This is a genomic window from Mobilicoccus pelagius NBRC 104925, assembly GCF_000247995.1.
Lineage (GTDB): Bacteria > Actinomycetota > Actinomycetes > Actinomycetales > Dermatophilaceae > Mobilicoccus > Mobilicoccus pelagius.
In genome coordinates this window covers 13,233-34,872 of sequence record NZ_BAFE01000061.1, presented here as the reverse complement: position 1 = coordinate 34,872, position 21,640 = coordinate 13,233, and the positions used below count along the sequence as shown (strand labels likewise).

The 21,640-nt window shown below is 70.4% G+C and carries 19 protein-coding genes; 7 read left to right on the top strand and 12 right to left on the bottom strand.

Translation table 11 applies throughout. From position 1 onward, the window contains the following. The first annotated feature begins 21 nt into the window (after positions 1-21). The 3 genes from iolD (at position 22) to MOPEL_RS09700 (ending at position 4,193) form a co-directional block, all read left to right on the top strand. A complete protein-coding gene (gene iolD, locus MOPEL_RS09710) occupies positions 22-1,986 on the top strand; it encodes a 3D-(3,5/4)-trihydroxycyclohexane-1,2-dione acylhydrolase (decyclizing) (protein WP_009482724.1) in 1,965 nt (654 codons plus the stop codon). Between the two features lie 181 nt (positions 1,987-2,167). Beyond that, positions 2,168-2,965, top strand: coding sequence for a sulfite exporter TauE/SafE family protein (locus MOPEL_RS09705; RefSeq protein ID WP_009482723.1), 798 nt, complete (start codon positions 2,168-2,170; stop codon positions 2,963-2,965). 184 nt (positions 2,966-3,149) lie between these two features. Further along, positions 3,150-4,193, top strand: coding sequence for a Gfo/Idh/MocA family protein (locus MOPEL_RS09700; RefSeq protein WP_009482722.1), 1,044 nt, complete (start codon positions 3,150-3,152; stop codon positions 4,191-4,193). A gap of 447 nt (positions 4,194-4,640) precedes the next feature. Here MOPEL_RS09700 and MOPEL_RS09695 read toward each other — a convergent pair whose 3' ends face one another. Continuing rightward, entirely contained in the window at positions 4,641-6,035 is a 1,395-nt protein-coding gene (locus MOPEL_RS09695) for a sugar porter family MFS transporter (protein WP_009482721.1), read from the bottom strand. A gap of 297 nt (positions 6,036-6,332) precedes the next feature. On the opposite strand from MOPEL_RS09695, the gene MOPEL_RS09690 reads away from it, so the two are divergent. After that, a complete protein-coding gene (locus MOPEL_RS09690; protein WP_009482720.1) occupies positions 6,333-6,560 on the top strand; it encodes a hypothetical protein in 228 nt (75 codons plus the stop codon). Positions 6,561-6,663: 103 nt separating this feature from the next. Here MOPEL_RS09690 and MOPEL_RS09685 read toward each other — a convergent pair whose 3' ends face one another. The 4 genes from MOPEL_RS09685 to MOPEL_RS09670 all read right to left on the bottom strand — a co-directional run bounded on the left by MOPEL_RS09685 (position 6,664) and on the right by MOPEL_RS09670 (position 10,853). After that, positions 6,664-7,533, bottom strand: a complete 870-nt coding sequence (locus tag MOPEL_RS09685; RefSeq protein WP_009482719.1) for a sugar phosphate isomerase/epimerase family protein — start codon at positions 7,531-7,533, stop codon at positions 6,664-6,666. A gap of 40 nt (positions 7,534-7,573) precedes the next feature. Further along, positions 7,574-8,797, bottom strand: coding sequence for a Gfo/Idh/MocA family protein (locus MOPEL_RS09680; RefSeq protein WP_009482718.1), 1,224 nt, complete (start codon positions 8,795-8,797; stop codon positions 7,574-7,576). A gap of 73 nt (positions 8,798-8,870) precedes the next feature. After that, entirely contained in the window at positions 8,871-9,875 is a 1,005-nt protein-coding gene (locus MOPEL_RS09675; protein WP_009482717.1) for a Gfo/Idh/MocA family protein, read from the bottom strand. Positions 9,876-9,911: 36 nt separating this feature from the next. Further along, on the bottom strand, positions 9,912-10,853 hold the full coding sequence (locus MOPEL_RS09670) for a TIM barrel protein (RefSeq protein WP_009482716.1): 942 nt from the start codon (positions 10,851-10,853) through the stop codon (positions 9,912-9,914). A gap of 189 nt (positions 10,854-11,042) precedes the next feature. Between MOPEL_RS09670 and MOPEL_RS09665 the strand changes: the two genes are divergently transcribed. After that, the gene (locus tag MOPEL_RS09665; protein ID WP_009482715.1) at positions 11,043-11,915 is read left to right on the top strand and encodes a sugar phosphate isomerase/epimerase family protein; all 873 of its coding nucleotides are present in this window, start codon (positions 11,043-11,045) and stop codon (positions 11,913-11,915) included. A gap of 90 nt (positions 11,916-12,005) precedes the next feature. On the opposite strand, the gene MOPEL_RS09660 is transcribed toward MOPEL_RS09665, so the two are convergent. Both MOPEL_RS09660 and MOPEL_RS09655 read right to left on the bottom strand, forming a co-directional pair. Beyond that, complete coding sequence (locus MOPEL_RS09660) at positions 12,006-13,001, bottom strand: sugar phosphate isomerase/epimerase family protein (protein ID WP_009482714.1); 996 nt, start codon at positions 12,999-13,001, stop codon at positions 12,006-12,008. A gap of 77 nt (positions 13,002-13,078) precedes the next feature. Next, complete coding sequence (locus MOPEL_RS09655) at positions 13,079-14,260, bottom strand: Gfo/Idh/MocA family protein (RefSeq protein WP_009482713.1); 1,182 nt, start codon at positions 14,258-14,260, stop codon at positions 13,079-13,081. Between the two features lie 129 nt (positions 14,261-14,389). Here MOPEL_RS09655 and MOPEL_RS09650 point away from each other — a divergent pair, with 129 nt between their 5' ends. Continuing rightward, positions 14,390-15,547: a LacI family DNA-binding transcriptional regulator gene (locus MOPEL_RS09650; protein ID WP_009482712.1), complete on the top strand. Its 1,158-nt coding sequence runs from the start codon at positions 14,390-14,392 to the stop codon at positions 15,545-15,547. On the opposite strand, the gene MOPEL_RS09645 is transcribed toward MOPEL_RS09650, so the two are convergent. Genes MOPEL_RS09645 through iolC form a run of 4 tightly spaced genes read right to left on the bottom strand, consistent with a single transcriptional unit; the run spans position 15,519 to position 19,835 of the window. After that, positions 15,519-17,021, bottom strand: a complete 1,503-nt coding sequence (locus MOPEL_RS09645) for a CoA-acylating methylmalonate-semialdehyde dehydrogenase (protein WP_009482711.1) — start codon at positions 17,019-17,021, stop codon at positions 15,519-15,521. The genes MOPEL_RS09650 and MOPEL_RS09645 overlap by 29 nt on opposite strands. A gap of 50 nt (positions 17,022-17,071) precedes the next feature. After that, a complete protein-coding gene (gene iolB / locus MOPEL_RS09640) occupies positions 17,072-17,968 on the bottom strand; it encodes a 5-deoxy-glucuronate isomerase (RefSeq protein ID WP_009482710.1) in 897 nt (298 codons plus the stop codon). 8 nt (positions 17,969-17,976) lie between these two features. Then, the gene (locus MOPEL_RS09635) at positions 17,977-18,888 is read right to left on the bottom strand and encodes a Cgl0159 family (beta/alpha)8-fold protein (protein WP_009482709.1); all 912 of its coding nucleotides are present in this window, start codon (positions 18,886-18,888) and stop codon (positions 17,977-17,979) included. Further along, the gene (gene iolC / locus MOPEL_RS09630; RefSeq protein WP_009482708.1) at positions 18,885-19,835 is read right to left on the bottom strand and encodes a 5-dehydro-2-deoxygluconokinase; all 951 of its coding nucleotides are present in this window, start codon (positions 19,833-19,835) and stop codon (positions 18,885-18,887) included. The genes MOPEL_RS09635 and iolC overlap by 4 nt, the downstream gene beginning before the upstream one ends. Positions 19,836-19,972: 137 nt before the next feature. On the opposite strand from iolC, the gene MOPEL_RS09625 reads away from it, so the two are divergent. Beyond that, entirely contained in the window at positions 19,973-20,713 is a 741-nt protein-coding gene (locus MOPEL_RS09625; RefSeq protein ID WP_009482707.1) for a GntR family transcriptional regulator, read from the top strand. A 114-nt stretch (positions 20,714-20,827) separates the two neighbouring features. On the opposite strand, the gene MOPEL_RS09620 is transcribed toward MOPEL_RS09625, so the two are convergent. Further along, positions 20,828-21,559 carry a hypothetical protein gene (locus tag MOPEL_RS09620; RefSeq protein WP_009482706.1) on the bottom strand — a complete coding sequence of 244 codons (732 nt, stop codon included), beginning with the start codon at positions 21,557-21,559 and terminating at the stop codon, positions 20,828-20,830. Between the last annotated feature and the right edge of the window lie 81 nt (positions 21,560-21,640).

The following is a 21,640-nucleotide window of genomic DNA, read 5'->3' as shown; positions in this document are numbered from 1 at the left end:
CACCAGTACACGGAGGCGATCATGAATTCGCAGACGTCCGAACGTGCGACGGTGCGTCTCACCGTCGGGCAGGCCCTCGTGGCCTTCCTCTCCCGCCAGTTCTCCGAGCGTGACGGCGTCGAGCGCCGTCTCGTCCCCGGCATGTACGGCATCTTCGGGCACGGCAACGTGGCCGGCGTGGGTCAGGCCCTGCTCCAGTCGGAGCTCGGGGAGCTGGCCGTGCCGGACACCTCCGGTGCGGCGGACGGGGGCACCTCGGCCTCACACGTCGACATGCCGTACTACCTCGTCCGCAACGAGCAGGGTGGGGCCAACGCGGCCGCGGCCTTCGCGCGGACGACGGAGCGGCTCCAGACGATGGCCGTGACGACGTCGATCGGGCCGGGAGCGACGAACCTCGTCACCGGCGCCGCGCTCGCGACGACCAACCGGGTGCCGGTGCTCCTCCTCCCCTCCGACGTGTTCGCGACGCGGGCGCCCGACCCGGTGCTCCAACAGCTGGAGGACCCCCGCAGCCTCGACGTGTCCGTCAACGACGCGTTGCGGCCCGTGTCCCGGTTCTGGGACCGCATCAACCGGCCAGAGCAGCTCATCCCCTCGGCGCTGGCGGCGATGCGGGTCCTCACCGACCCGGCCGAGACGGGTGCCGTGACGATCTGCCTGCCGCAGGACGTCCAGGCCGAGGCCTTCGACTGGCCGGCCGAGTTCTTCCGCAAGCGGGTGTGGCACGTCGCCCGCCCGGAGCCCGAGGGTGCCGTCCTCGACCGCGCCGTCGAGGTGATCAGGTCCGCGAAGGCGCCGCTCGTCGTCGCCGGTGGTGGAGTCGTCTACTCCGGCGCGAGCGCGGCGCTCCGCGCGTTCGCCACGGCGACGGGCATCCCCGTCGCCGACACCCAGGCAGGCAAGGGCGCCATCGACGCGGACCACCCGTCCTCGGTCGGCGGCGTCGGTTCCACGGGAAACACCGCGGCCAACACCCTCGCCCGCGAGGCCGACCTCGTCATCGGCATCGGCACCCGTTACTCCGACTTCACGACGGCGAGCCATACGATCTTCGCCAACCCGGACGTGCGGTTCGTCAACGTCAACGTGCTCGCGATGGATGCGGCCAAGCATTCGGCGATCTCCGTGGTCGCCGACGCGCGTGCGGCGCTCACCGCGCTCACCGCGCGCCTGGAGGGCTGGAGCATGCCGGACTCCTACCGGCAGCGCGTCGCCGACCTCGACGCCGAATGGCAGAAGGTCACCGAGGAGTGCTACCACCGCGACCATGGACCCCTGCCCGCCCAGACCGAGGTGTTCGGTGCCCTCAACGAACTCATGGGCGAGAAGGACGTCGTCATCAACGCCGCGGGATCGATGCCGGGCGACCTCCAGGCGCTGTGGCGTGCGCAGACCCCGGAGCAGTACCACGTCGAGTACGCCTACTCATGCATGGGATACGAGATCCCTGCGGCGATGGGCGTGCGCATGGCTCTCGCCGAGCAGGGCCACGACGACCGCGCCGTCGTCGCGATCGTCGGGGACGGCACCTACCAGATGATGCCGATGGAGATCGCGACGATGGTCTCCGAGGGCATGCGGGTCGTCATCGTGCTCCTGCAGAACCACGGGTTCGCCTCGATCGGGGCGCTCTCGGAGTCCCGCGGCTCCCAGCGGTTCGGCACGAAGTACCGGATGCGCAACTCGCAGACGGGGATGCTCGACGGTGACGAGGTGCCGTTCGACCTCGCCGCCAACGCCGAGAGCTGGGGCGCGAGGCTCCTGCGTTGCGACGGCATCGCCGCGTTCCGCGAGAACTACGCGAAGGCCGTCGAGAACGAGGGCGTCACCGTCCTCTACATCGAGACCGACCTCTTGGGTCCCAACCCGCCGGCGTCGGCGTGGTGGGACGTGCCCGTCGGGCAGGTCTCCGAACTGGAGAGCACGCAGAAGGCCTACGAGGAGTACACGGCCGAGAAGGCCGCGCAGCGTCACTATCTCTGAGTCGTCCGGCGCGGGAGCCTCCTCGCGCATCGCATCGGGGTCCGTCGTCCGCGACGGGCCCCGATGCCGTCTCCTCATCGTCTGCCCGCCGTCACCGTCACCGTCGTCCGTCACCGCTCGGGACCCGGCCGTGCCGCACCGGCGTCCCGTCTGTGTCCCACCCCGTCGTGCAGGAGGCCCAGTGGACGTCGATCTCGCCGGTTGGCTCGTCCTCGCGGTGGGGGCTCTGCTCGTCGGGTTCGGCAAGACGGCGATCGGTGGGGCGGTCACCGTGTCGGTCGTCGCCTTCGCCGCGGTGCTGCCCACGCGGGAGTCGACGGGGGTGCTGCTGCTCCTCCTGCTGCTCGGCGACGCGATCGCGGTGTGGACCTACCGTCGCGACGCCGACCTGCCCCTGCTCACCCGGCTCATCGCGCCGGTGCTCGTCGGGGTGCTCGCCGGCGCGGCGTTCCTGCAGTGGGCGCCGAGCAGGTGGATCGCTCCGCTCATCGGCGGCATCGTCGTCGTCATGTCGCTCATGGAGATCGGGCAGCGACTCGCGCGGGTCCTGGCCCGACGGGGTCGCGCTCGCTCTGCCGGCGACTCGGAGGGTCCCGCCGCCGTTCCCGGCTCGACCGACGCGCACTCGCGCACCGCCGGTCGCGCGTTCGGGAGCCTCGCCGGGTTCACGACGATGGTCGCCAACGCCGGCGGCCCGGTGATGAGCCTCTACCTCGTGCGGGCGGGTCTGCCGGTCCGCGGTTTCGTCGGGACGTTCGCGTGGTTCTTCGCCGCGGTCAACCTCGTCAAGCTGCCGTTCTCCGTCGGTCTGGGTCTCGTGCGTCCGGAGCGGGCCCCGCTCGTGCTCTCGCTCGTGCCGTGCGTCGTCCTCGGGGCGGTCGTGGGGCGGTGGATGATCACCCGGATCCGGCGGGACGTCTTCGAACGGGTCGTCCTCGCCGTCGCGCTCGCCTCGGGGATCGCCCTGCTCCTGCGGTAGCGGCCGCGACCGGTCGGGGACACGGATGCTGCGACCGGGATCCGTGTACGTCACCCCATGCCCGGGGGAAGCGGACGGCTCGGGACCTTCCCCCGAACCGAAAGAACATGTCAGAATGTCAGTACACATTTGCCGCCGCATGACACGCATCGTGCGCGGCCAACAGCGACGTCGAGGAGCGAACATGAGGATCGGGATCGCCGGCACCGGCCGGATCGGGGCCTACCACGCGAACACCCTGAGGAATCTGGATGTGGTCGACGAGGTCGTCCTCGCCGACGCGTTCCCCGAGACCGCCCAGCGCGTCGCCGGCGAGCTCGGCCTCCAGGCGGTCGAGAGCGTCGACGCCCTGTTGGACTCCGGCCTCGACGGCCTCGTCGTCGCCAGCCCCACGACGACCCACGAGTCGCTCATCCGCGCCGGCGTCGCCGCGGGCATCCCCACGTTCTGCGAGAAGCCCGTCGCCGCGAGTCTCGACTCCGCGCTCGCGCTCGCGGAGGTCGAGCGGGCGAGCACCGTGCCGATCCACATCGGCTTCCAGCGCCGTTTCGACGCCGGGTACATGCGGGCGCACGAGGCCGTCGCGAACGGTGAGCTCGGCTTCGTCCACACCGTGCGGGCCATGACCCTCGACACCGCGCCCCCGCCGAAGGAGTACGTCGAGGTGTCCGGCGGCATCTTCCGCGACTGCTCCATCCACGACTTCGACATCATCCGGTTCGTCACCGGCCGGGAGGTCAGCTCGGTGTGCGCGTTCGGCGCGAACAAGGGTGCCCCGTACATCAAGACCGCGGGCGACGTCGACACCGGCTCGGGCGTGTTCATGCTCGACGACGACACGATCGTGTCGTTCTCGTGCAGCCGTCACAACGCGTTCGGCCACGACGTCCGCATGGAGGTCCACGGCTCCACCGGCGACATCGCCGTCGGACTCGACGACACCCTCGCCCTCACCTCGGCCGAACCCGATGCGACGTTCCCCGCCGGACCCCGGGTCATGAGCTTCATGGACCGGTTCCTGCCGGCGTACGTCCGTGAGCTCACGGCCTTCGTCGAGGTCGTGCAGGGCACCCGCCCGAGCCCGTGCACCGTCCACGACGGCGTGCAGGCCCAGCGCATGGCCGAGGCCTGCGACCTCTCCCGCCGCGAGGGTCGCGTGGTGCAGATGTCGGAGATCCCCGACGTCGCCGACGACGTCCAGGCCGAGGCCAGCGGCTCCGCCGTGTGACGTCCCCGCGGTGGTGCCGACGGCCCACCGCGCCCCGTTCGAGGCCCACCTCCGCACGGAGGTGGGCCTCGACGTGTGTCGCGCGCAATGGTCGCTGTGGGCCCCGCCCACCCTGTCCGGTCCTGCCTCGCCCCGAGACCCATCGGCACCGACCTGATGATCGAGACCTCGGACCCCCGTCCACGGCCCCATGGCCCGTGCCGGCCGAGAGCGCTCGGCGAACGCCCCGGTCGGCGGTCGCCACGGGTGGCCGGACGCCGCGTCACCTCGATGTGCCGTTCGTCGGCGGTGGCGTCGAGGCGCCGCGTCGGGCGCTGGGTCGGGGGTGGGCGAGGAGACGCGACGAGGAGGGGCCTCCGTCTCCGTGCGGGAACGTGCGAACGGCTCCTCGGCGCGCGAACGGCCCCCCGGCGGGTGCCGAGGGGCCGTTCGCGACGTGGAGGCGGGTCAGCGCATCTCGCCCCGGGAGAAGGCCTCCTCGAGGTCCTCGAGGGACCGGCCGGAGGTGTTGGGGAGGAACTTGAGGAGGACGAGGACCACGACGATGCCGAGGACGAAGAACAGTCCGAACATCGCCTGAAGCCCGGCCATCTCGGTGATGACGGGGAAGAGGAACGTGAGGGTGGCGTTCATGAGCCACATGCACAGGATGCTGATGCCCATGCCGAGTCCACGGACGTGGAGCGGGAACAGCTCCGACAGGCACACCCACACGGGGGCGTTGAGGGCCATCTGCATGAAGAACACGAACGTCACGCAGAGGATGAGGACGATGTAGGCGCGGGTCTGCCCGGCGGGGAGGATCGCGGCGGCCGCCATGATGAGGCCGTGGCAGATCGTCGTCGCGCAGAACCCGAAGATGATGAGGGACCGGCGGGGGAAGCGGTCGATGACCCAGAAGAGACAGATGACGGTGCCGACGACGGCGAGCACGCCGTTGGCGACGTTCGCGACGATGGCGGCGTCGGCGGAGAAGCCGGCCTCGGTGAGCAGCTGGGTGCCGTAGTACATGACGGAGTTGATGCCGGTGACCTGCTGGGCCATCGCGAGGAAACAGCCGATGAGGATGAGGCGGCGGATCCACGGCACGGCGAGGTCGGCGAGGCTGCCGGAGTGGGTGGCCTTCTCCTCCTGGGCGAGGAGTTCGACCTCGCGCATCTCGGCGCGGGCACGGTCCTCGGAGCGGACCTGCATGAGGACCTCGAGGGCGTCGTCGTAGCGGTTGCGGGCGATGAGCCAGCGGGGCGACTCGGGCATCTGCAGCATGCCGACGAAGAGGCAGACGGCGGGGACGGCGGCGACGGCGAGCATGTACCGCCACACGCCGTCGTGGTCGCCCCAGAGGTTGGCGATGATCGCGTTGATGATGAACGCGAGCATCTGCCCGATGACGATCGCGAGTTCGTTGCGACCCGAGAGGGTGCCGCGACGCTCGGTGGGGGCGAGTTCGGCGAGGTAGACCGGGACGGTGACGGAGGCGGCACCGACCGCCCAGCCGAGGACGAACCGGGAGACGAGGAGGACGACGAGCTCGGGGGCGAAGACGCAGCCCAGCGTGCCGACGAAGAAGACGACGGCGATGTCGGTGAGGGCCTTCTTGCGGCCGACGCGGTCGTTGAGTCCTCCGCCGGTGAGTCCGCCGAGTGCGGCGCCGACGAGGAGGGTGGCGGTGACGAGCCCCTCGGTGACGGCGGTGAGGCCGAAGTCGGCCTTGAGGGGTTCGAGGGCGCCGTTGATGACGCCGGTGTCGTACCCGAAGAGCAGGCCGCCGAACGTCGCGACCACGGCGATGAGGTCGAGGCGTCGGGTGTGGGGTCCAGGGGTGTCGGGCGGAAGTGTCACCGACGCGGGAGAGGATGGGCTACCACCGTGTGTCACCGGGTGCTCCTTTGCACGGGCTTCTGATGTGGTGACAGTCAACCCTCCGTGCCTCCGACAGTCAATAGATTGTCAGAACAAAGTTGAGCGGGTGTCGAGGTGGCCCGTGTGCGAGCCGGGTTGAGACCGATGGGTGACTTGTCCTATACTGGATATGTCCGAACAAAGGGGTGTGGGTTCCACACCCCTCACGTATGCACGACGGCCGTGCGGGGCGCGCCGTCGTGGTTCGCCTCGTCGGTCGCAACACGAGGAGAACCCATGAGCCTGCTCACCGTCCTGCCCCCCACCGTCGACGACCGCAAGCCCGTCTTCGACCACGCGTCCACCGACCGCTCGCCCGCCGCCCTCGCGCTCGCCGTCGCGTTCGTCACCCTGCTGTGCGTCGTCGCATCGATGGTCGCCACGACCACCGTGCCGCTGATGATCGCCGCGTTCGCCGTCGTCGCCGGCCTCGCCGTGGGCCTCGTCCGCCCGACCCGTCGCTGATCGGGGAGGCGCTCGATGAGGAGCGAGCCTCACCACGAACCCAGAAGGCCCCTACCGTGAACGGCAGGGGCCTTCCTCGTGTCCGGGGGCGTGTACGTGCGGGTCAGGCGCCGAGTTCCGCCTCGATGCGCTCACGCATGCGGACGTGGATCGCGTCGGCGTCCTCCTCCCACCCGAAGACGCAGACACTCACCGGCCCGTCGTAGTCCGTCTCGCGCAGGTACCCGAAGACGTCGTCCCAGGGGATCTCGCCGTTGCCGATCTCGTTGTGCTGATGGATGCGGGCGTCGACGCCGGGCGGGTTGACGATGTACCGGTTGCCGACGTTGGCGGTGTGGTCGAACACGTCGGCGATGTGGACGTGCCGCAGGCGGGGCCCCGCGTAGGCCATCATGGCGTGCACGTCGCGGTCGCCCTGGCCGAGGTGGAACGCGTGGGGGCAGCAGAACTCGTAGTTGAGCCAGTCCTTGTCGACGCCGCGGACGATCTGGACCGCGCGGGAGTTCTCCTCGACGAAGTCGTAGGGGTGGGCCTCGATCGTGCACTCGATGCCGTACCGCTCGAAGTCGGGGACGAGCTCCTCCATCGACCGGTAGAACGCGGCCTCGCTCTCGAGCGGCCGGTTGGGGTCGCCGGAGAACTCCGTCGCGATGAGCGGCACCTCGAGTTCGTTCGCGATCTGCAGGAGCCGCCGCAGGCACCGCACCGCGTGCTCACGCATGAGGGGATCGGGCGAGGACCAGTTGTAGACGGGGTTGAAGCTCCAGATCTTCACGCCGGAGTCGGACATGCCCGCCTTCGTCTCGGCGAGGAGCGCCCGGTCGACCTTGGGGTAGTGGTGCCACTCGTGGAAGTCGGCACGCGGGGACAGCTCGAGGTAGGAGTAGCCGAGGTCGGCGGCCTTGCGGCACTCGTCGGCGACCGACAGGTGCGGGTGGTACATCGAGGGGTCGAGCAGGATCTTCACGGCCATGGGGGTCTCCGGGGCGTAAGGGCGGATGGGGTCCGGGGAATCAGTCGCCGGGGAGGGCGGCGCCACCGACGGAGGAGCCGATCGTCGTCGGCCCCTCGACGGCGGGCACGTCGTGCCAGACACCGTCGGCGGCGGAGGCGACGCAGGCCTCGTCGCACTCGGCGGCGGCCCACGCGTCGGCGGCCGACGGGACGAGTTGCTCACCGGTGAGGACGGACTCGACGAAGAGGGCGGCCTCGATGGACTTCATGTCGTCGAAGCTCATGAGCTGCCCCGGCCCGGGCTGGTACCGGCCGAAGTGGCCGTGCGTCGCATCCGACATCACGCGCGTGTAGCCGTGGTGGTGGGCGTTGTCGGCGTCGATGAGGACGTCGAGGTGCATCTGGTTCTCGTAGTTCCACCGCAGGCTGCCCTCGGTGCCGTACACCTCGACGACGTACTCGGCGCGGGGGCCGTGGGCGACACGGCTCGACTCGAACGTCGCGAGCGCACCTCCGTCGAAGCGGGCGAGGACGGCGGCGTAGTCCTCGTTGCCGACGGGGTACTTCTCCTCGGTGACGGCGACGGCGCCGTGGCCGATGGCCTGGCCGAGCGCCTTGGGGCGTTCGGTGACGAACGTGCCCGACATCGCGCAGACGGCGTCGATGCGGTCGGAAAGGACGTACTGGGCGAGGTCGAACCCGTGGCTGAGGAGGTCGCCGAAGACGCCGGAGCCGGCCTGTTCCTTGGAGTAGCGCCAGGTGAGGGGCCCGTCGGGGGAGCTCGCGTAGTCGGCGATGAACCAGCAGCGGACGTTGGTGATGCGGCCGAGGCGGCCCGCCGCGACGAGGGATCGGGCGTGCTCGATCGCGGGGGTGTGCCGGTAGTTGAACCCGACGGCCGTCATGAGGCCGGCCTCCTGCGCGGCGCGGGCGATCTGCTCACTCTGCGCGGCGCTCACGCCCATCGGCTTCTCGATCCAGAACGGCTTGCCGGCGCGGACCGCGGCGAGCGCCATGTCGCGGTGAAGGTAGTTGGGACCGCAGATGGAGACGACGTCGACCTCGGGGTCGTCGAGGAGCTCCTGGTAGTCCGCGTAGGCGCGCTCGAACCCGAGCGTCCCCACCGCCTCCTCCCGGAACGACTCGACGGGGTCGGCCGCCGCGACGAGTCGCGGGGTGACGTCGAGCTCGGGGTAGCGCTCGCGGAGCTGCTTGTAGGCGCGCGTGTGGAGGCGGCCCATCCAGCCCAGGCTGATGACGCCGATGCCGATCTCACGTGTCATGTCGTCCTCGAATCGTCGAAGGGTGGGATGTGCCGCGGGCGTAGAAGTCGGATGGCAGGGACGCCCGCGTGCGTCAGGCGTAGAAGTCGGGCTTGTCGATCATCTCGACGGGCACCCACGTGTCGGACTCGAGGGCGCGGACGCCGGCGTCGCACACACACGCGGCGGCGTAGCCGTCCCACGAGGTCGAGCCGGTGTGCTCGCCGCAGGCGACGGCGCTGATCCACTGCTGCACCTCGGTGACGAACGCACCACCGAACCGCTGGTTGTGGTCCATCGTGAGGACGTTGTGGCGGCCGAGGACGCCCGTGCGCTCGACGGCGTGCTGGTCGGAGAGCCGGATCGTGCCGAGCTCGGCGACTGCTTCGCACTGGATGTCGTAGGAATGCTGGTTGTTGACGAAGATCTCGTCGTCCATCCAGATGCCCGAGGTGGTCTCCATGATGAGGATGAGCGGGTCCTGGAGGTGCTCGAAGCGGCGCGTCGTCTTCTTCGGCTTGTCGACGCGCACCCGCACGATCTCCTCGCCGGTGAGCCACCGCATCGTGTCGATCTCGTGGATGCCGGTGTCGTTGATCGCCATGTCCCACGTGTACCGCTCGGGGACACCCGGGTTGCGGTGCCGGTTGTGGATGACGAGGGTCTCGCCGACCTCGCCGGAGTCGAGGATCGCCTTCATCTCGCTGTAGGAACGGTCGAAGCGGCGCATGAACCCGACGGTGACGAGCCGGCGTCCGGCCTTCTGCTCGGCCTCCATGATCCGCAGGGAACCGGCGGCGTCGGGCGTGAGGGGCTTCTCGCAGAACACGGGCTTGCCGGCCTCGATGCAGGCGATGACATCGGCCTCGTGGGCGGGGCCGTAGCTGCAGATCATCACCGCGTCGACGTCCGGGGAGGCGATGAGCTCGGCGCTGCTGTCGAACCCGCGCACCCCGTACTTCTCGCAGACGGTGCGGACGTTGTCGGGCGCGATGTCGGAGACGCCGGTGATCTCGGCGCCCGCGATGACGGTGCGGATGCGGTCGAGGTGGGCCTGCCCCATGCCGCCGGGGCCGATCATGCCGATGCGGACGGTCATGTCAGTTCTCCTGTTCGTGTGCGTGCGGGGCGGTGGTCATGCGACGCCGAGGCCGCAGGAGGCGAGGTACTCGCGTGTCCTGATGGCGTTGGGCAGGGGGAAGCTCGGGTCGCAGGGGTACATGTCCTGCTCGCAGATGACGTAGAGCTCCTTGTCGAGGTCGGCGAGCGCCTCGATGAGCCCGGGCATCTGGGGTTCGCCCGCGGGCGGGGCGACGGAACAGCCCTTGGCGACGGCCTGGCCGAACGGCCAGTCGTCCTCGTGCGCCTGGGCGACGAGGTCGGGGTCCATCGCCTTGATGTGGACGTAGTCGATGCGCTCGGGGTAGGCCCGGATGATGTCGACGGGGTCGGACTGGCCGTAGACGATGTGGCCGGTGTCGAGGCAGAAACCGACGTACTCGGGGTCGGTGGCCGAGAAGATCCGGTCGATGTCCTCGCGGGTCTCGATGTGGCTGTCGCCGTGGGGGTGGAGGACCATCTTGAGTCCGTAGTCGTCCTTCATCATGCGGCCGAGACGGTCGGCGTTGGCGATGTAGAGATCCCACGCCTCCGGGGAGAGCACGCGGTCGTCGGTGAACTCCCACGTCTTGTCGTCGCGGAACAGCGGGGGCAGGTGCACGACGTACTCGGCGCCGACCGCGGCGTGGGTCTCGCCGATCGCGCGGAAGGTCTTCTCGGTCTCGGCCCAGGCCTCCTCCTTGTGGAGGATGCCCCAGCCGGTGCCGGCGACGACCTGGAAGCCGTGGTCGTCCATGACCCGCTTCAGCTCCGCCGGGTCGGTGGGGAAGTACCCGAAGGGCCCGGTCTCCATGATCGAGAAGCCGGCCTGCTGCATCTCGGCGAGGGCCGTCTGCCAGGGGATCTGCTTGGGGTCGGAGGGGAACCACACCCCCCACTGGTCGGGGCAGACCCCGATCGCGAGCTTGGCGTAGCGGGGGTCGGGGTTGCGGGACCTGTCCTGCGGCGAGGTGGACATCGTCGTCCTTTCGTGGCCTCCGGAGGAGCCGATACGGCGACCGTAGCGGGGGTGATATGTACTGTCAATAGGTCATTTTCTCGTTGCCGACCCTTCCCCACTCCTCGTCGCCGTGCCATGATGACCGCAGCGCATGTCAGGACATGAAGACATCACACCCCGAGGTCGTTCGACGAAGGAGTCCGATCGATGAAGATCGCCACCGCCCCCTGCAACTGGAACAACGGGGACATCCCCGACTTCCGCCCGTACACCGAGGCCGGGCAGATGATGGACGAGATGGTCGAGGCCGGGTACTCCGCCACCGAGTGGGGCCCGGGCATGCCGGACGACCCCGACGTCGTCCGCGCCGAGATGAGCAAGCGCGACCTCGACATGGTCGGCGCGTTCGTCCGTCTCGGCTACCGCGACCGCGAGGCGTGGGACGAGGCCGACGAGGCCGCGCTCTCCGTCGCCCGCCGCGTCAAGGCCGCCGGCGGCGACATCCTCGTCGCGGCCGAGCTCGGTGACGACCGCCGCGACGCCGAGGGCGGCCACGTCGACGAATCCCGCGGACTCACCGACGAGCAGTGGACCAACCTCGCCGAGGGTCTCTCCCACCTCGCCGACCTGCTCGAGCCCATGGGGATGCGCGTCGTCCTCCACAACCACGTCGGCACCTACGTCGAGACGGCCGCCGAGACGAAGCGGTTCCTCGACGAGACCGACCCGGCCAAGGTGGGCTGGTGTCTCGACGTGGGCCACCTCAAGTACGGCGGCGGCGACGCGATGGACTTCCTCCCCACCTACGGCGACCGCGTCGAGCACGTCCACCTCAAGGACGTCGACCCCCAGGTGCTCCAGCGGGCGAAGGACGAGAACTGGTCGTTCTCCAAGGCCCTCTACGAGATCATCTTCCCCGAGCTCGGCCAGGGCCTCGTCGACATCCCCGAGATCGTCCGCTGGCTCGAGAAGAACGGGTACGACGGCTGGTACGTCCTCGAGCAGGACACCACCCACAAGCACCCCAAGGACGCCGCCCGCATCAACCGCGAGTACATCGAGAGCATCGACCTCACCTGACGCCTGACCCGGCACGATGAACGGGACAGCACCGTCGAGGTGGCCGCCCCGTTCGTCGTGCCGTCGAGGGGGAGGGGTGGGTGGGACGCGTCAGCCGACGCGCTCGGCGGCGGAGAGGAGCGTCCGTGCGGCGTGGCCGAGACCGTCGAGGGTGCTCATCGCGGCGTCCTCGTGCTCGATGTTGACGACCATGTCGGCGCCCACCTCCCGCAGGGCGCTGAGCACCTCGACCCAGTAGTCCTCGTCGTGACCGACGCCGACGGCGACGAACCGCCACGCCGGATCCTCCGGCCACGCGTTGCACCAGTAGCCGTAGGCGACCGGGGTCTTGCCCTCCGCGTCCGCGGGAACCTTCGTGAAGTCGACGTCGAGGACGCCCTTGGTCTTCACCCCGTCGAAGAGGGCGACGTCCTTGGCCGCGGCGAAGAACACCTTGTCGCCGAGGGCGCGGATCACCGCGGGGACGTCCATCTGTTGCCACATGAGGTGGCTCGTGTCCATCTCGACGCCGATGTGGGTCGCGCCCGTCTCCGCGAGGAGCCGCTGGAACGTCGGCACGTTGAAGACGAGGTTGCGCGGGTGGAGCTCGATCGCCACCCGGATGTCCCAGCGGCGGGCGAGTTCGTCGATCTCCTTCCAGAACGGCACGGCGACGCTCCACTGGTGGTCGAGGATCTCCATGTCGATCCCGTTCCACGCGTTGACGACCCACGTCGGGTACTTCGCCGTGGGGTCGGTGCCGGGCAGGCCGGACATCGTGATGACGTGACGCACCCCGAGCCTTCCCGCCGCCTCGATGGAGCGCCGCAGGTCGTCGGCGTGCTTGAGGCCCTCGTTCGGCAACGGTGACAGCGGGTTGCCGTTGCAGTTGAGTGCGGTGAGCTCGACCCCGGCCTCCTCGAAGATCCGCAGGTAGTCGCGCCGCGCGGACTCCGACGCGAGGATCGCGTCGACGGGGCAGTGCGGTGCGGGGATGAAGCCGCCGGAGTTCACCTCCGCCGACGTGAGGCCGAGTCCGGCGAGGATCTCCAGCGCCTCGGGAAGGGAACGGTCGGACAGGCAGGCGGTATAGGCGCCGAACTTCATCGGGACTCCTCGGGGCGGGGCGGGGCGGGGTGCAGGTGCTGGTGGGTGGGGGCGGTGAGGGTTGCCGCGGCGGGCCGTCAGGCGGCCACGTCGACGGCGTCGCCCCCGGCGGCGTGGGAGTGGACGACGGCATCGACGACCTCGAGGGTGTGGAGTCCGTCGGCGAACGTCGCGCACGGCTCGACCTCGCCTCTGATCCCGGCGACCTGGTCGAGGAACGCCCGGGCCTGGTAGGCGAAGGACTCGGCATTGCCCGCCCCGTTGCCCGGGGCCTGCATCGGGTAGCCGCCGGCGAAGTACGGGTCGGCCGGGCCGACGACGACCTGCCGCCGACCGGCGGGAGCGTCACCGGAGGGGCCGTCGTAGATGTACTCGGCCGGCCGGTGCCAGTCGAACGCCGCGCTGCCGCCGGTGCCGTGGAGCGCGAACGAGAGGCCGTTCGGCATCCCGAACGCGGTGCGCGAGCAGGAGAGGGTCGCGGCCGTGCCGTCGTCGAACCGGGCGACGAAGGAGGCGGTGTCCTCATTCGTCACCTCCCCGCGTTCCTCGCTCACCGCGGCCCGGCCGTGACCGACGACCGTGCCGAGCGGCAGGGGCCGCGTCGGGACGGCGGTGACGAGACTGCCGCCGCTCACGGAGACGATCCGCGAGCCGGTGACGTGCTCGACGAGGTCGATGAGGTGGATGCCGAGATCGGCGAGGGCGCCCGAACCGGGTGCACCGAGGTATCGCCAGGTGAGCGGACCCTCGGGGTCGCACGAGTAGTCGCACCAGTAGCGGCCGTCGACGACGGAGAGTGGGCCGAGCGAACCCGATGCGAGGCGTGCGCGGATCGCGGCGACGGCGGCGACGCGACGGTACGTGTACCCGATCGCCGTGACCCGGTCGGTGTGGCGCTCGAGCTCGGCCATCGCCCGGGCGTCCTCGAGGCTGCCCGCGAGGGGCTTCTCGCAGAGAACGTGCTTGCCGGCGGCGACGAGCGCCTCGGCGAACGGCCGGTGGAGGTCGTTGCCGACGACGATGCTCACGGCGTCGATGCTCGGGTCGTCACAGAGCTCCTCGACGCTGCTCAGGTGTCTCTCGAATCCGTAACGGCGGGCGGTGTCACGGCCGAGGTCGGGGTTGCTGTCGACGATGGCCGCGCGGCGGATCGGGGGCAGGTCGGGGCCCCACAGGGTTCCCGCGTTGAGGTAGGCGGCCGCGTGCGACCGCCCGGCCAGTCCGGCGCCGATGACGGCGACGCTGATGGGACTGGTCATGGTGACTCTCTCGTCTGACGTCAAAACCCGTGACCGGAACGTTCCGGTAATCCGACACTAGAACGTTCCGGTAGCCTGCGGCAAGGGTTTCGAGGCACGAATGTCCTCGGGGACGATCGAGGAGGACGCATGGCGAGGGTGACGATCGTCGACGTCGCGAAGGCGGCCGGGGTCTCGACCTCGACGGCCTCCGTCGCGCTACGGGGCGAGCCGGGGGTCTCCGACGCGACGCGTGAACGCGTCGTCGTCCACGCTACCCGCCTCAACTACCGGGTCGACCACCGGGCCCGTCTGCTGCGCGACCGTCGCTCCCGGGCCGTCGGCGTCACGTTCCGTCCGGCGCAGTCGTTCCACGCCGACCTCGTCGAGGCCCTCCACGCCGAGGCCGCCACGCAGGGGATCGACCTCGTCCTCTCGGCGGTCACCGACACCCGCGACGCCGACACCGCGGTGGAGTCGCTCCTCCGCGACCGGTGTTCCGCGCTGGTCCTCCTCTCCCCAGAGGTCGAGGCCGCGGACCTCGACATGTGGGGTCGGCAGGTGCCCACGGTCGTCCTCGGCTCACCGCTGCGGGCCGAACGCGTCGACGTCGTCGCCACCGACGAGACCGCGGGCGTCTCGCTCGCCGTCGACCACCTCGTCGGCCTCGGCCACCACGACATCCTCCACGTCGACGGCGGGGGCGGCGTCATGTCCGCCGTGCGCGCCGACGCCTACCGCCACGGCGTCAAGGCCCACGGACTACGCCCCTACGTCTCCCCGGGCGGCACCACCGAGGACGCCGGGATCACGGCCGCCGAACGGATCCTCTCGACGCACGTCCGGCCCACCGCCGTGCTCGCCTACAACGACATGGTCGCCCTCGGGCTCCTCCTCACCCTCCGCGCCGCCCACGTCGACGTACCCGGCGACGTCGCCGTCGTCGGCTACGACGACACGCGCACCGCCCGCCTCTCCACCATCGGCCTCACGAGCGTCTCCCAGGACCCCCGCGCCCTCGCAGCCGCCGCGCTCTCCGCCGTCGCGCACCGCCTCGACCACCCCCACGCCGACGCGCAGCACGTCACCACCCGCCCCCATCTCGCGATCCGCACGACCACCGTCCCCGCCGCCCCACCCCCGCACACGACTGAGCCGCCGCCCGGACGGGATCCCTCCTCGTCCGGACGACGGCTCGCTCCCACTCGTGCCGAGCGGCGACGTCAGGCGGGAGCCCCGGTCGCTGCGCTCCCGGGGGCTCCCGCTACTTCCTCAGCCGTCAGTCGTTCTGCGGAAAGCCCAGGTTGAGCCCCCCGTGGCTCGGGTCGAGCCACCGCTGCGTCACGGCCTTCGTCTTCGTGAAGAAGTGCACACCCTCCATGCCGTGGGCGTGGGTGTCGCCGAACAGGCTGTCCTTCCAACCGCCGAACGAGTAGTACGCCATCGGCGTCGGGATCGGCACGTTGATGCCGACCATGCCGACCTGCACCTCGTGCTGGAACCGGCGGGCGGCGCCACCGTCGTTGGTGAAGATCGTCGTGCCGTTGCCGAACTGGTTGTCGTTGATGAGCTGCAGGCCCTCGTCGAAGCTGTGGACCCGCACGACCGACAGCACCGGGCCGAAGATCTCGTCGGTGTAGATCGACATCTCGGGCGTGACGTTGTCGAAGAGCGTCGGCAGGACGAAGAAGCCCTCCTTCGAGCCGCCTTCCCACTCGCCCTCGCGGCCGTCGATGACGAGGTCGGCACCCTCGGCGACACCCGCGTCGATGTAACCCTTGACCTTGTCGCGGTGTGCACCCGTGATGAGCGGGCCCATGTCGACGCCCTCGCCCATGCCCTGACCGATCTTGAGGGTGGCGGTGCGCTCCTTGATCTTCTCGATGAGCTCGTCGGCGATCGTGTCGACGGCGAGCAACACCGAGATCGCCATGCACCGCTCACCGGCGGCGCCGTACCCGGCGTTCACGGCCGCATCGGCGGCGAGATCGAGGTCGGCGTCGGGCAGGACGAGCATGTGGTTCTTCGCGCCGCCGAGCGCCTGGACGCGCTTGCCGTTCTTCACACCGGTCTCGTAGACGTACTTCGCGATCGGGGTGGACCCGACGAAGCTGATCGCCTTGACCGTGGGGTTCTCGAGCAGTGCGTCGACGGCCTCCTTGTCGCCGTGGACGACGTTGATCACCCGGTCGGGCAGCCCGGCCTCGCGCCACAGGTCGGCGATGAGGTTGACCGCGCTCGGGTCCTTCTCGCTCGGCTTGATGACGACGGCGTTGCCGCACGCGATCGCGACGGGCGTGAACCAGAGCGGCACCATCGCGGGGAAGTTGAACGGGGAGATGACGCCGACGACGCCGAGGGGTTGGAGGAGGGAATGGGCGTCGATGTTCGTCGACACGTTCTCGTTGTGGCCGCCCTTGAGGATCGTGCCGATCCCGCACGCGAACTCGACGACCTCGAGACCGCGATTGATCTCGCCGATCGCGTCGGGGTAGGTCTTGCCGTGCTCGGCGACGATCGTCTTGGCGATCTCCCCCTTGCGCTCGTCGAGGAGCTGACGGAACGCGAAGAGCACCCGGGTGCGCTTGGCGATGGACATGCTTCCCCAGACCTTCGCGGCCTCGGCAGCGCCGGCGACGACCTCGTCGACGAGTTCGCGGCTCGCGAGGTCGAGGGCGCCGGTGACCTCACCGGTGGCGGGGTCGTACACGTCGCTCGTGCGCTCCGCGGTGCCCTCCCAGAGGGAGTGGCCGATCAGGTGGGTGATGCGGGTGGGGGTCATGGGACTTCCTTCGGTTCGACGGGTCTCGGGGTCGGGGGACGCGCGGCGCGTCAGTGCTTCTCGTGGAGCGGGAGGCGGGGGTCGACGTCCTGGCTCGCCCAGGCGTCGCGCACCCAGCCGTGGGCGGGGTCGTCGCAGATGAGCCAGACGCGCTCCTCGCCCGGCCCGGCCATGACGTTGAGGTAGTACATGTCGTAGCCGGTGGGGGCCATCGCGGGCCCGTGCCAGCCGTGGGGGACGAGGACGGTGTCGCCGCTGCGGACCTCGGCGAGGACGTCGATCGGCCGGTCGTCGGTGCCGTAGACCCGCTGGTAGCCCATCGGGTCGGCGCCTTCGGGCGCGCCGTCCTCGGCGCGCATCTCGAAGTAGTAGATCTCCTCGAGGCTCGACTCCTGCCCCGGGCGCTCCTCGTCGTGCTTGTGCGGCGGGTAGGAGCTCCAGTTGCCGGCGGGGGTGATGACCTCGCACGCGATGATCGAATCGGCCTCGACGGTGCCGGGGGTGCCGAAGTTCTGCACCTGACGGCTCGCCTGGCCGGCGCCGCGGAGCTCGACGGGCACGTCGGCGGCGGCGACGTGGGCGACGGGGAACGCCCGACGGGCCGTCGCGAACGGCCACGCGTACCGACCCCCACCGGCGGATGTGACGGTGACCTCCGCGTCCCGCGGCACGTAGACGAGGTCGGACGGGCCGCTGAAGACGTCGGCGCGCCCCGCGAGGTCGAACTCGTGGGTCTCCGCGCCCGCCGTGACGGTGACATGAGCCGCGCCCGAGAGGGGCAGGACGATGTACTCGCACTCGCCTGTGCTCACCGTGCGGGACTCGCCGTCGGCGAGGTCGGCGACGAGGAGGCCGGTGTGGGACCACTCCTCACCGCCGGGACGGATCGCGACGACGCCGAAGCCGTCGGAGGTGGTCGTGCCGGAGGGCTTGAACCAGTCGGTCATGGGAATCCTCACGTGTGGTGGACGAGGGCGGCGGCCGCGTCGACCGCGTCGGCGACGCGACCGTCGGGCGGGTAGAGGAGGGTGCGGCCGACGACGAGACCACGGGCGACGGGGTGGGCGAGGGCCTCTCCCCACCGTGCGTACACGGCGTCGGGGGCGTCCGTGGGGTCGCCGCCGAGCAAGAGCGTCGGCAGCGTCGTCGCGTCGAGCACGCGCGTCATGTCGTCGACGACGGGAAGCTTGAGCCACGTGTAGGCGCTCGTCGTGCCGAGGCCGGCGGCGACGTGGACGGAGTGGATCACCGACTCGGTGTCGAGGAGGTTGCCCACGCGTCCCTGCCGGTCGTGTCCCGACAGGAACGGTTCGACCATTGCCATGAGGCGGTGGGCGGCGAGGTCGGAGACGGCGTGGGCGCACGCCTGCATGGTCGGGGCAGTCGCGGGGTCGTCGAGAGCGATGCGGAGCAGCATCTTGCCGCCGTCGATCCCCGCCGCGGCGAGCGCAGGGGCGTCGTAGCCGGTGAACCGATCGTCGAGTTCGAACGAGGCGCCCGCGATGCCGCCCCGGTTCATCGACCCGACGACGATCTTGTCGTCGAGGAGGCCGAGGAGGAGCAGGTCCTCGAGGACGTCCGGGGTGCCGAGGACCCCGTCCACGCCGGGGCGGGAGAGCGCGGCCGCGAGCCGCCGCAGCAGGTCGCCGCGCGAGGCCATCGCCATCGGCTCGTCGCGGACGCCGAGGGCGCCCCGGGCGGGGTGGTCGGCGGCGACGAGGAGCATCCGGCCGTCGTTCGTGCCGAGGTGGCGGCGACGACGCGCCGCCCACCGCTCGGCGAGGAGCTCGGGGTGCGTCTGACGCAGTCGCGTGAGGGCGGCGACGTCGAGGTCCGGCAGGTCGACGGCCGGGGGCACGGTGCTCATGACTGTGCCTCCGACCGTGAGACGAGCTCCTCGACCTCGTCCTCCGTCGGCATCGCCGACGAGCACTCGAGGCGGGAGGCGACGAGGGCGCCCGCGGCGTTGGCGAAGCGCAGCATCCGACGGAGATCCCAGCCGGAGAGGAGACCGTGGCAGAGGGCGCCGCCGAACGCGTCCCCGGCGCCGAGTCCGTTGACCACGTCGACGAGGATCGGGGGGACCTCGACGCGCTCGTCGGCCGTGGCCGCGAGCACACCCTTGGGGCCCTGCTTGACGATGGCGATCTCGATGCCGCGTTCGAGGAGGGCGTCCGCCGCCCGCTGGGGGTCCTCCTCGCCGACGGCGATGCGGCACTCCTCCCTGTTGCCCACGGCGACGGTGCAGTGCGGCAGTGCCGCCTCGACCGCGGCGGTCGCCTCCTCCTCCGTCTCCCAGAACATCGGCCGGTAGTCGAGGTCGATGACGGTGTGGGTGCGGCGTCCGCGCAGCTCCCAGGCCCGGTGGTGGGCGGAACGGCTCGGCTCCTCCGAGAGGCCGGTCACCGTCGTCCAGAAGACGCGGGCGTCGCGCACGAGATCCTCGGGGATCTCCTCGGGGTGGATGACGAGGTCGGGCGCCGTCGGGTTGCGGTAGAAGTACAGCGGGAAGTCGTCCGGCGGGAAGATCTCGCAGAAGGTCACCGGGGTCGGCAGCTCGGGGACGCTGCGGACGTGGCTGTCGTCGACCCCGAAGTCCCGCAGTGCGCGGTGGATGAACCGACCGAAGGGGTCGTCCCCGGTGCGGGAGACGATCGCCGCCGAGTGCCCGAGTCGGGAAGCGGCGACGGTGACGTTGGTCGCGCTCCCGCCGAGGAACTTGCCGAACGTCTCGACGTCCTCGAGACCCACCCCCGATTGGAGGGGGTAGATGTCGATGCCGATCCGCCCGATGGCGGCGAGGTCGGTGGACATGGCGCTCCTTCGCGTGGGTCCGTGGTGACGGAACCCACCCTGGTACATGCGGAGACGAGCTGTCAACAGTTTGTCAGAACAAATTGCCACGGTGCTGTCATGCCCACCTGTATGACAGGTTGGGTTAACCTCTTGACATGCCTGTGGAACTGCCCGTCGTCATCGACCGCACGAGCCCCGTGCCGCTGTACCACCAGCTTGCCGAGCAGCTCACCCGGATGGTCGAGGACGGCACCCTCAAGCCCGGGGACCACTTCGAGAACGAGCTCGCCCTCGCCGAACGGCTCCAGCTCTCCCGGCCCACGGTGCGGCGGGCCATCTCCGAGCTCGTCTCCCGGGGACTGCTCATCCGCCGTCGCGGCATCGGCACGACGGTGGCCAACCAGGTCGTCCACCGCCGCGACGAACTCACGAGCCTCTACGAGGACCTCGTCCGCAGCGGCCGCACCCCCTCGACGGAGGTCCTCGAGCTGCGCACCGACGCCGTCGACGAGCGCGCCGCAGGTGCCCTCGGACTCGCCCCGGACACCCCGCTCGTCTACCTCGAACGCCTCCGCTCCGCCGAGAACGGCCCCCTCGCGATCCTCCGCAACTGGCTCCCGCCCGAGTACGGGGACCTCACCTCCGAGCGGCTCGCCGGCGGGGGCCTCTACGCGATCCTCCGCGCCCGGGGGCGCCACCCCGTCGTCGCCCACCAGACCATCGGTGCCCGAGGCGCGACCGCCCGCGAACGCCGCCACCTCGGCCTCGCCAAGGGGGACCCCGTCCTCACGATGACGCGTCGCGCCTACGACGCCGCCGGCGTCGCCGTCGAGTTCGGCGACCACTGCTATCGGGCCGACCAGTACGCCTTCGACATCACCGTCCACGAACGCTGACGCGCCTGCTCATCGCCGACGCACCGGCGCCGACAGCCGCGGACACACGGCGGCCCCGCCCTCCGAGGAGGACGGGGCCGCCGTCGTGTCGCGGGGAGCGGGGCTCCGCTGGACTCAGTTCTTGTGGTCCGTCGTGGGCACCTGGCCCTCGACGGGGGTGATCTCGGCCTCGCCGGGGGCGGCGTCGACGTCGGAGACCTGGCGGATCTCCTTGTCGCCCGCGGGGGCGTCGTCGACCTTGACGCCCGTGGCGGGCGTGCCGGTCGCCTTGACGTCGGTCACCTTGACGCCCGTGCCACCGGCGGTGGAGGAGTCACGGCCCGCGGCGGGGGCGACGTAGGGGTCGGTGAGCGGACGCGCCCACGGGTCGTCCTTCGGCTGACGGAGCTTCTGCGCGACGACGGCGGCGAGGGCGCCGACGACGGTGAGGACACCGAGGTTGACGACGACCTTGGCGAAGCCACCCTTCTTCACCGGCTCGGCCTTCGCCTCGCCCTTGAGGACGAGGGCGGCGTCACGGGTGCGCTGCGAGGCGATCTCGCGGGCAGCGGCGCCGGAGGCGAGGAACTCGGTGAGACCGTCGTGGTTCTCCACCTGCTTCTTCGCCTGCTCGGCCTGCTTCTTGGCCTGCTCGGCCTGCTTCTCGGCGAGCTCACGGCCCTGCTCGATGTAGGGCTTGACCTGGTCGATGTACTCGCCGGCCTGGTGCGCGGCCTCCTGCGTGTACTCCTTCGCGGCGGTGACGGCCGGGGTGATCATGCTCTTCAGGCCCTGCGCCGTCGGCACGGTCACGGTGCGCGTCTCGATGGTGGGAACCTCGATCTTCTTCTTCTTGCGCTCGAACACTGATCCTCCTTGGCGTGACTACCGGTCCGTACCCCATCCTGCCCCGTCACGCCGGTTCGTGCCCAACGTGGGGGGGAGAAG